General features: G+C 67.9%; 7 protein-coding genes. 2 read left to right on the top strand and 5 right to left on the bottom strand.

The window, feature by feature from the left end; all coding sequences use genetic code 11:
* Nucleotides 1–92: 92 nt before the first annotated feature.
* Both IQ216_RS10975 and IQ216_RS10970 read left to right on the top strand, forming a co-directional pair.
* Entirely contained in the window at nt 93–338 is a 246-nt protein-coding gene (locus IQ216_RS10975; RefSeq protein WP_228007415.1) for a hypothetical protein, read from the top strand.
* A 221-nt stretch (nt 339–559) separates the two neighbouring features.
* On the top strand, nt 560–931 hold the full coding sequence (locus IQ216_RS10970; protein WP_193815493.1) for a VOC family protein: 372 nt from the start codon (nt 560–562) through the stop codon (nt 929–931).
* A 17-nt stretch (nt 932–948) separates the two neighbouring features.
* Here IQ216_RS10970 and IQ216_RS10965 read toward each other — a convergent pair whose 3' ends face one another.
* The 5 genes from IQ216_RS10965 to IQ216_RS10945 all read right to left on the bottom strand — a co-directional run bounded on the left by IQ216_RS10965 (nt 949) and on the right by IQ216_RS10945 (nt 5,949).
* Nucleotides 949–1,923, bottom strand: a complete 975-nt coding sequence (locus IQ216_RS10965) for an NAD(P)-dependent alcohol dehydrogenase (protein WP_193815492.1) — start codon at nt 1,921–1,923, stop codon at nt 949–951.
* Nucleotides 1,924–1,931: 8 nt separating this feature from the next.
* On the bottom strand, nt 1,932–2,687 hold the full coding sequence (locus IQ216_RS10960) for a DUF429 domain-containing protein (protein WP_370566713.1): 756 nt from the start codon (nt 2,685–2,687) through the stop codon (nt 1,932–1,934).
* Between the two features lie 205 nt (nt 2,688–2,892).
* Nucleotides 2,893–4,023, bottom strand: coding sequence for an alanine/ornithine racemase family PLP-dependent enzyme (locus IQ216_RS10955; protein WP_193815491.1), 1,131 nt, complete (start codon nt 4,021–4,023; stop codon nt 2,893–2,895).
* Nucleotides 4,020–5,156 carry a DUF1611 domain-containing protein gene (locus IQ216_RS10950; protein ID WP_193815490.1) on the bottom strand — a complete coding sequence of 379 codons (1,137 nt, stop codon included), beginning with the start codon at nt 5,154–5,156 and terminating at the stop codon, nt 4,020–4,022. The genes IQ216_RS10955 and IQ216_RS10950 overlap by 4 nt, the downstream gene beginning before the upstream one ends.
* 190 nt (nt 5,157–5,346) lie before the next feature.
* Nucleotides 5,347–5,949, bottom strand: a complete 603-nt coding sequence (locus IQ216_RS10945) for an isoprenylcysteine carboxylmethyltransferase family protein (RefSeq protein WP_193815489.1) — start codon at nt 5,947–5,949, stop codon at nt 5,347–5,349.
* Nucleotides 5,950–6,017 lie beyond the last annotated feature (68 nt).

Below are 6,017 nucleotides of genomic sequence, written 5' to 3'. Positions count from 1 at the left end.
CATTGTTTCAGCTCTGCGCCCGGCCCTGGGGCGCAAGCGGCCGAGTTCGGGTCTGGGGCACTGACCCTGAAGCCCTGGTCCGAGGCAAAGAGATGGCGTCATCCAGCCCAGCAGCGAAGCTGGGGAGGCTGTCGCCCCTGCCCACCATGGCCGCGGACCTACTGCTGGCACTGCTGCTGCCCACCGTTCTGCTGCTGCCCACCGTTCTGCTGTTGCAACACGGCAGTCGGCTGCCGCACTGGCTGGAGCGGTTGCGCCGGCACCGCAGCCTGCTGTGGAACAGCGGCATCGGGCTGATCATCGGGCTCTCTGCCCTGCGCTGGCTGCTCGCGCGCTGACCCGATGGCTTCTCCCTGATCAGGTTTGGCATGGATGTCATGCCGCTCGCCGTTGTGATGAGTGGTGGAGCAAGGGATCTGGCAGGTTTTGTACTCACCAGCTTTGCAACCTTCACTGCGGTTGCGCTCGCATCTCGCACGCGCCGTGACGTTTGGTTCTGCAGGCTTGAAGCGAGCTTGCGGCAGGCCTAACTTCATGTCAAAGACTACACACGTGAGCCATGACTCCTAACCCCATCACCTGGTTCGAGCTCAATGTTTCCGACATGGAGCGCGCCAAGGCCTTCTACACGGCTGTGTTCCAGGTGGGCTTTGAAGACTTCTCCACGCCGGGGATGGCCTACTGGTGTTTCCCCATGCAGGACGACAAGGTGGGAGCAGGCGGAGCGTTGATGCAGATGGAGGGTTGCGAGCCCGGCAAGGGCGGCACCATGGTGTACTTCACCTGTCAGGACTGTGCCGTCGAAGAGGGCCGGGTGGGTCCAGCTGGTGGCACGGTGCTGCGTCCCAAGATGGCGATTGGAGCGTTCGGTTTCATCTCGGTGGTGATCGACACTGAAGGCAATCCGATTGGTCTGCATTCCCTGGCCTGAGGGTCTGCTCCAGAGGCTCAGGTTTCCAGGCTGATCACCACATTGCCCCGCTTGTGGCCGGTGTCCACATAACGGTGCGCTTCCGGGAGCTGCTCGAAGGGATAGCAGCGGCCGATCACGGGCCGAAACGCCCCTGCCTCGGCCAGCGCTGCCAGGTGCTCCAGGTCGCCGGGCTTCACGCTGGCCGGCCCGGCGATCACGCGCTTGTCTGTGGTGAGGGTCTGCCAGCCACTGAGCAGCAAGGCGGGAAGGCTTGCCACCAGCAGCAGCAGGCGCCCACCGGGCCGCAACGAGGTCTGGCAGCGGGAGAAGGAAGCCGTGCCCACGGCATCGAGGATCACGTCGTAGGTCTGGCCGTTGCGGGCGAAATCGTCGCAGCTGTAATCGATCATCTGGTGGGCCCCGAGAGAGCGCACCAGCTCCAGATTGGCGTTGCTGCACACGCCGGTGACCTCGGCCCCCAGGTGACAGGCGAGCTGGATGGCGGCGCTGCCGACGCTCCCGGAAGCGCCATGGATCAACAGCCGCTCGCCGGGTTTCAGGCGTGCCCGACGCAGAAAATCCAGAGCCGTCGTGCCCCCGAAGGAGAGGGCGGCGGCCTCCTCAAAGCTGAGGCCGCTGGGCTTACGCGCCACGCCGCCGTGCTCCGGTAGGCAGCGGTAGGCCGCGTGGCATCCGAGGGCGAGATCACTGAAGGCGAACACCGCATCACCCACCTGGAAGCGCGTCACGTCCTCACCGATCGCCTCCACCACCCCCGCCAGCTCCGATCCCAGGATCGGTTGCCGGGGCCGCCTCAGCCCTGCCACCAGGCGGATGATCCAGCCAAAACCGGCCGGCACTTCCAGGCTGCGCAGGCGCCAGTCCCCGGAGCTGACCGTGGTGGCATGGCTCTTGATCAGCACCTCGTTGGCCTGGGGAACGGGCTGATCGATCTCCTCCAAGCGGAGGACATCGGCAGAGCCGTAGTGGTGATAGAGGAAGGCTTTCATGGCTTGGCTCAAGGGTTGAGGCGGCTTGGCACCTGAGTCGGCACGATCAGCACGCCGCTGCTCACCTCGCCATAGACGCGGCAGGGGCCACCCCTGGCGGCCTGATCGGCGGCGAGGGCGCAGAGGGCGGCATCGATCCAGTCGATGCTGGAGAGCTGATCGCAATCCAATCCGCACAACTCCAGAAGGGCCCGCCGCTGCAAGCGCTTTCGCGACGCTGCCGCCCGCTCCAGGCCGAGGGACCGGTGCAGCTCGCAGGTGATCGCATGGGGAAAGGTTTCGAAGCAGCAGCGCTGGCCTGGGCTGGGCAGGCCGCTGGCCAGGAGATGGCTGGGCTCCAGGGCCCGGTAGAGGGCCTCGCCCCGCAGCATCCAGCCGTAGTAGTTGCTGGGGTGCTCCAGGGCCCGTTCGCGGCTGGGGCTGGCAAAGCACTGGATGCCATCGGCCATCAGCTCCCGCTCAGCGGGACGGGCGCGGCCATCGGCGCTCCAACGGCAGGGAGCATCCACGCCGATCACCCTGGCGCCGAGGCTGCGGCACCACTGGGCCAGCTCGGCGGCGTCGGAGGTGGTGTGGCGGCCTTGCAGGCCACCGCCCCGCAGGGCCACGGCATGGAAGCCCTTGCGCTCGCCGCCCACGTCGACCCCCACCACGCAGAGGCTGCGGGCTTCTGCTGAGGTCTGCTGTGGAACAGGGGCCGCCATGGCCCAAGACTGCCAGCGCCAGGGGGGGTCGCTGCCGCAGGCCCGTGTGTGCGGCGACACCGTGGAGTCGCCATCCAGGCAGCAGCCAGGGCGGAGGGCCCCGACCAGCCTGACTGGGCATGAGGCCTGCCCATGTTCAACCTGGATTCCACGCCACGTCCCGTGGTGCTCACCCCGCCGATCGACCTTCACCCCTGGCCTGCCAGTGGGCCCTTCTGCAGCCTGGACGCCCGTGGCTTTGCGCTCGAGTCGTTCACGATCCCCATCACTGCCGGCGAGCCGTCTCCCAGCTGGCTGGAGTTGCTGGGTCAGCGCTGACGCTCCGGCACTGGCGGGCCACGAACGGGCTGGTCATGGCGCGCAACAGGGCGCTGTAGCTGGGGCGAAAGCCGATCTCCTCACCCACGCTCAGGGGGCGATCGGCCTCCAGCACGAGGTGGTCGCTGCTGGCCCCCAGGATCGCCATGCCGGCTGGAGGCTCTAACCCTGCCGGATCGGCATCCTGGTGGCCGAGGGCCACCAGGGCGCGCTGCCGCGGGCCGCGGTCCGGGGGCAGGGGCGGCGGCTGGGCGCTGTCCTCGGGGCTGAAGCTGGTGAGGCCGCGGCGGCCCCAGGCCCGGCTCGGCTTGGTCTTCACTTCGATCAGCTCGCCCACCAGGCGGAAGGCGTCGGTGTGGAGGCCGCAGATGGGGCGCCGCCCCAGGGGTTTGCGGCCAAGCAGCAGGGCCTCCCCCAGACGCAGATGGTTGATCCGGCCGGGATCACCGCCCCCGGCCAGCCAGGCAAGGTTGGCGGAGTTGCCCCCCGAGATCAGCTCCAGATGGATGTGGAAGCGGGCCTCCAGGGCCTCGGCCAGGGCCGAGGCCCTGGAGGCCATGTTGGTGGCATCGGCAGCCACCCCGTGCTGGCAGCCCAGGTTGGCGCCGATCCCCACCAGCCGCAGCCAGGGGAGAGCCAGGGTGAGCGCCGCGATGGCTGGCAGGTCCTGGGGCAGGATCCCCTCGCGCAGGTCGCCGAGCTCCACCATCAGCAGCACGCCGTGGCGTCGCCCCTGGCGCTCGGCCTCTGCCGCCAGGGCCTCGAGCACCACCGCTTCGCTGTTGCAGCTCACGCTGACGCCGGCCACCACCCGCTCCACCTGGCTGAGCATCGGTGTACGCACCAGCAGCATCGGGGCCTTCACGCCGCCGCTCACCAGGCTCTCAATGGTGTCCAGGCGCGCATCGCCGATCGAGCCCACCCCCGCCGCCAGCCAGGTGGCCACGATCTCCGGCAGGCCGAGCACGGCCTTGCCCACGGCCGTGATCGCGATTCCCCTGCGGGCCAGGCGGCTCACCAAGGTGGCGGCGTTGTGGTGGAGCTGGCCGAGATCGATCTCGAGCCGCGGGGCGCTCACGCCAGCGCCGCCGGCGGTGCTCCCAGTTCCGGGAAGGCTCGCATCACCATCTGCACCAGCCGCTCGGGGGGGCAGGCCAGGGCATCGCTGACGGGAATGTGCAGCTCGGCCTCATACAGGGCGATGGCAGCCGGGAGTTCGGCCACGTCCATGCCCTCATGGTTGAGGGTCATGCCGATCACGCGGGTGGGGGCGAAGGCCTCGATCAGGGCGATCTCGCTCTGAGGCGTGGGCATGGCCACCTGAGGAAAATCACAGCGCTGGCGGCGCATCGGCGCGTGCTGCAGGATCACGGCCTGGGGCTGGCTGCCCCGCAGGATGAACGTGGAGGAGAGGTAGGCGGGATGGCTGAGGGCGCCCTGGCCCTCGATCACGATCACCTGGGGGCGTTCGGTATCAAACGCCTGCACCACCGCGGCCTCCACCTCGCCGGAGCAGAACTGGGAGGGAATCGCATCGAGCGGCAGCCCGTAGCGCCCGCCCTGGATCATGCCGGTCTGGCCCGTGGACACCAGCACGGCGTGGATGCCGTGGTCGTTGAGGGCCTGCACCAGCACGGTGGCGGTGGTGCGCTTGCCGATGGCGCCGTCGGTGCCGAGCACGGCGATGCGCCGGCAGTGGGCCCTGGCGATCGTGCCGCTGAACAGGCGCAGATCCTTGAGGGCCGGCGGGCGCCGCACGTCCTCGATGCTCACCTGGTGGCGGGCGGCGGTGGCTGCGAACTCGGCGTCATCGCCCAGGAACTCGCGCATGCCACTCACCAGGCTGAGGCCGGCGCGCATGGCGTCCAGCAGCACAACCCGATCGGTCGGGCTGAACAGGCCATTGGCGGGGGCCATGCCGTAGATGAGGGTCTGCGGGGGTGCCCCGCCCAGGGCCAAGGCGGCCGCCAGGTCTGCCAGCACGGGCACGCCATTGGCCACCCCATCGAGCTGCTCGCCGGCATCGCGGCCCGCGAGCAGGCTGTCGATCACCGCCACGATCCTGAAGCGCTCGCTGTGCCGCATAAGGCCGTGGGCCGTCTTGCCATCGGCGACGCCGAACTGCCCCTCGCAGTAGATCACCGCAGGGATGGCGGCGGCAGGGGAGGCTGAAGCGAAGAACCTGGGGGCCGATGGGGCGTCCTGCACCATCGGTCCACGCAGGGCCCTGAAAGGGGAAACCACGGGAGTTGATTCGGTTCTGAAGACTCAGGGGAGACGACCGAATGGTCTGCCGATCGCCAGAACCGGGCAGGGATACCAGTGGCCCCGCCAAGCGGGAATGTATTTCTTGATACTAACTGTTCCGGGTGACCGCGGTGGCCTGGCCCCTGCCTGCCGGTCAGGCGCGCAGCATCGGCAGAACGAAGGCGCGCATCACCTCCATCAGTTCCCAGAGCACAAAGGCCCACACAAACCACATGGCATCGCCGATGCCGCGCAGCACCTTGGTGGTATCCACCTCAATGGTCCTGGGGGAGTGATAGAGCTTGAAGCTGGGAATCCAGCGGGGCACCTGGTTCAGATAGGTGCTGTAGTTCTCGCCGAACGCCGAGAGCAGAAAACGCTCCTCACTAAGGATCACGAAGTGGTAGTAGCCGATGAAGCCAAGCCCTACAACAGCCGCCAACAGAGGGTTTTCCACGGCCAATCCGAAGCCCACGGCCCCCAGCAGACTGAACACGTAGAGCGGGTTGCGGACGATGGAGTATGGGCCTTCCCGCACCACCTGTTCATTCTTGCGGCCGGCCACGAACAGCAGACACCAGAGCCTGCCGAAGGCGGCCGAGGCCAGCAGAATCAACCCCACCGCCTCCCCCAGCTCCAACGTCCAGGCGGGCAGTAGCGGCGGTGGGCCCGCTATCAGCAGATACATCACCATCACGGCGGCCACCGCCCTGCTCCAAACCATGCGATGGACGGTGGAAAAGGCCTGGTTCGCCATCAGCAGCCGGGAGCAACAAAGCCCTAAACCGTAAATCTGGCCCATCCAGTCGTGAGGCTGGGCTGTAG

The sequence above is a fragment of the Cyanobium sp. LEGE 06143 genome, assembly GCF_015207535.1.
Lineage (GTDB): Bacteria > Cyanobacteriota > Cyanobacteriia > PCC-6307 > Cyanobiaceae > NIES-981.
The sequence above is the reverse complement of the archived record's forward strand: the minus strand, read 5'-3'. Positions and strand labels throughout refer to the sequence as shown.

Coding starts and splice junctions, on each gene's coding strand:
- IQ216_RS10975 (WP_228007415.1), top strand. CDS start 93: ATGGCGTCATCCAGCCCAGCAGCGAAGCTGGGGAGGCTGTCGCCCCTG.
- IQ216_RS10970 (WP_193815493.1), top strand. CDS start 560: ATGACTCCTAACCCCATCACCTGGTTCGAGCTCAATGTTTCCGACATG.
- IQ216_RS10965 (WP_193815492.1), bottom strand. CDS start 1,923: ATGAAAGCCTTCCTCTATCACCACTACGGCTCTGCCGATGTCCTCCGC.
- IQ216_RS10950 (WP_193815490.1), bottom strand. CDS start 5,156: ATGGTGCAGGACGCCCCATCGGCCCCCAGGTTCTTCGCTTCAGCCTCC.
- IQ216_RS10945 (WP_193815489.1), bottom strand. CDS start 5,949: ATGGCGAACCAGGCCTTTTCCACCGTCCATCGCATGGTTTGGAGCAGG.